The 2,498-nt window shown below is 58.8% G+C and carries 3 protein-coding genes and 1 pseudogene; 1 reads left to right on the top strand and 3 read right to left on the bottom strand.

The window, feature by feature from the left end; genetic code table 11:
* Nucleotides 1–37 precede the first annotated feature (37 nt).
* The 3 genes and pseudogenes from QME66_13355 to QME66_13365 all read right to left on the bottom strand — a co-directional run bounded on the left by QME66_13355 (nt 38) and on the right by QME66_13365 (nt 1,549).
* On the bottom strand, nt 38–409 hold the full coding sequence (locus QME66_13355; GenBank protein ID MDI6809934.1) for a transposase: 372 nt from the start codon (nt 407–409) through the stop codon (nt 38–40).
* 167 nt (nt 410–576) lie between these two features.
* Nucleotides 577–800, bottom strand: a pseudogene (locus QME66_13360) (type II toxin-antitoxin system HicA family toxin).
* 131 nt (nt 801–931) lie between these two features.
* The gene (locus QME66_13365; protein MDI6809935.1) at nt 932–1,549 is read right to left on the bottom strand and encodes a hypothetical protein; all 618 of its coding nucleotides are present in this window, start codon (nt 1,547–1,549) and stop codon (nt 932–934) included.
* A gap of 620 nt (nt 1,550–2,169) precedes the next feature.
* Here QME66_13365 and QME66_13370 point away from each other — a divergent pair.
* Nucleotides 2,170–2,343 (top strand): hypothetical protein, encoded by a 174-nt coding sequence (locus QME66_13370; GenBank protein MDI6809936.1) that lies wholly within the window; start codon nt 2,170–2,172, stop codon nt 2,341–2,343.
* The last annotated feature ends 155 nt before the right edge of the window (nt 2,344–2,498 follow it).

Below are 2,498 nucleotides of genomic sequence, written 5' to 3' on the forward strand. Positions count from 1 at the left end.
TTCGGTGTCCGGAATGATCGCGGATTCAGTGTCCGGATCATCGCGGAATACGCACGATATCCCGCTGGCTCATGCCCTTGACGCACAGCATCGGCACCAGCTCCAGCAGCCGCGACGAGCGCTTCCCGATCGCCGCCAGCCAGGCCGACTCGAACGGCTCCAGGGCATTGCGCACCTGCGGCGCCTGCAATTCGATGCTGCCCTCGGCTATGTGGACCTTCTTCGGTTCATAGCCGTTGCGATGTCCCCGCAGCGCTCCGTCTCCGGACCGCTCGTAGCGCCTCCGTCCCAGGAAGTCTTCCACCTCCCATTCCATGACACGTTGCAGGATCATCCGTGCCCTGCGGCGCGCCGCCTCCCCCAGCGGATCCCCGCCCGTCCGAAGCCCCGTAAACAGTTCTTGCTCCATCCGCTCACTCGGTGCTACCCTCTTCGTCGGTGTAACCTCCCTGCGCGGCCGTTACCTCGACCACGCTTTTTTGTTGTTTTTCAGGAGGTTACACCTTCTCCACTTTTACAGGAAGTATCGGACATCACCGCAGCGGAGGGCGATACCGACGGCTGGTTCGGGCTTCCTCAACGCTGATCCGGGAATTCGTCCGGTGTCAGCCCGATGTCCTTGACGATCTGCCTGAGGATGACAGGCGAGAGGTCGCGTGAGCCGTGGTCCGGCGCCGTTGTCTGGCGACCGTCCGGATGACGGAACTGCCGATGCGATCCTCGCTGACGACCTGGACGAAGCCGAGTCGTTCAAGAACACGCGCGGCTTCCCTGGGTTTCAGAACAGGCAACAATCCCATGGCGCACTACACTGTTACGGACTGCGTCGAAGTCCTTCACCGACCCGCGAAAAATGTGAATGGTGCTGATGCCCTGTATTGTCTCACCGGGCACGATAGTCCCCAGAAACGGGTCCGCGTGAATGCAACACTCACGACGGTTGTTGAAAACATACGCGGGGCCTTGCCGAGATCATTCCCGCCACCCTCTGGCTGCATGAAGACGCCACGCACGCGGTTCCCCAGAAGACTTCCTGAGAATGGTTCTGGTTGATCGCCCGGCATACCCAGAGATCCGACAGGACCGGGCCGTGGCGAACCGGAAAGAAGGTGTACGGCCCGTCCCCGGGATCGTGTTCGACAAACAGGTCGGCAACAGATTTCCATCTGCCTGCGGCAACAGGGAAGTAGGTCCTCACCAGATCCGGGTCATTGAACAGCGGCGCTGTATAGTAAGCAAAGCAGGTAAAGAGATTCACTTTCTCCCAAATACGTTCCGACAAGTTCGTGACACTGACAACAATGTCGATCTTCTGGCCGCAGAACAGCACTTCTGCCGACATTCGGATCGTTCCTCTGATCTCGATCAAGCACCGGGCTGACTTCTCGGCTATTTCCCATTCCGGACTCGGATGGGCCCAGGGGAAAAGCGCTCCGCCGTAATCTGAGATGAGTTCGGGGACAACAAGTCTGAATGGCTGCCCCGGCAGGTCCGGCATTTCAAAACCTATCGTCTGATGCGGAAGTTTTGTCTCTTGCCATATTCTCACACATCTACCTCCACGCCTTTACATCTCACATGCACAACACGACACGGGTCATGCGTGGCGGGTAGAACCCGCGCCGCGTTCGTGACGGCTCACGGGCGGGTCTTCCCGTTCCGTGCAGCCGTTTGTGTGCGCCCAACATGGGCGCGTTGCAAATGGGGTGCAAGTCCCCTGTAGGAGGACCGCGCGTGAAAACGTGAAAGAACTACTACTCGAAGCCAATGTCGCAAGGGTAACCGAGCGGCAGGAGGAAGGCTAGAGGAAATCGGCGGGCCGATGGACAAAAACCGCATAAGAAGGCCGACGCGATGCGACGAGCTGGCGCCACACTGGATCCAGCGCCAGCCGAACCCACGCCTGGCCACCACCCAGGGCTTCTACGATGCGATGTCGTCAAAGGGTCACCGAAAGGCCTTCTCTTTGGTAACTGCCCGCAAACCAAGCTGGATACCACGGAAATGAATCAGCGCCGAAGAGCGGGTGCGGGACAAGAAAGTTACTGAGATGGGGAGGAGTCATGCGATTTTGCGTTGTTGCCAGAATTGGTCGAGGGCATTATCCATGGCGAGGCATCGAAGGCTGAGAACATTTTCTGCGCCTGAGACGGTCCAGAACATGCCGGATTGCTTCGCGCGCTGGCCGATGACGGTCTTGCAGCCGGCCTCAACAACGCCAGAGCCAATGAAGCAGCCGTTACGTCGATAGGTGCGATAGAGCATGCGGGAGGCGTTGGTTTGGAAGTAGCTGATCTCGGAGCGGGCGGTTTCGGAATCAACGACGGGGCCGTGCTCCAATAGGGCTTGGGCTTGAGTGACGACCTTCAGGACACCGTTTCTTTTGAAGGAGGTCTTCCATCGCTTGAAGTGTGCCCGGACATCAGCCGGATCTGAGAACAGGGGCGGTGCGCCCCGTTTTTCGAACCACTTTGAAGGCTAGTTTATACTAACGCCTC

It is taken from the genome of Candidatus Eisenbacteria bacterium, from assembly GCA_030017955.1.
Lineage (GTDB): Bacteria > Eisenbacteria > RBG-16-71-46 > JASEGR01 > JASEGR01 > JASEGR01.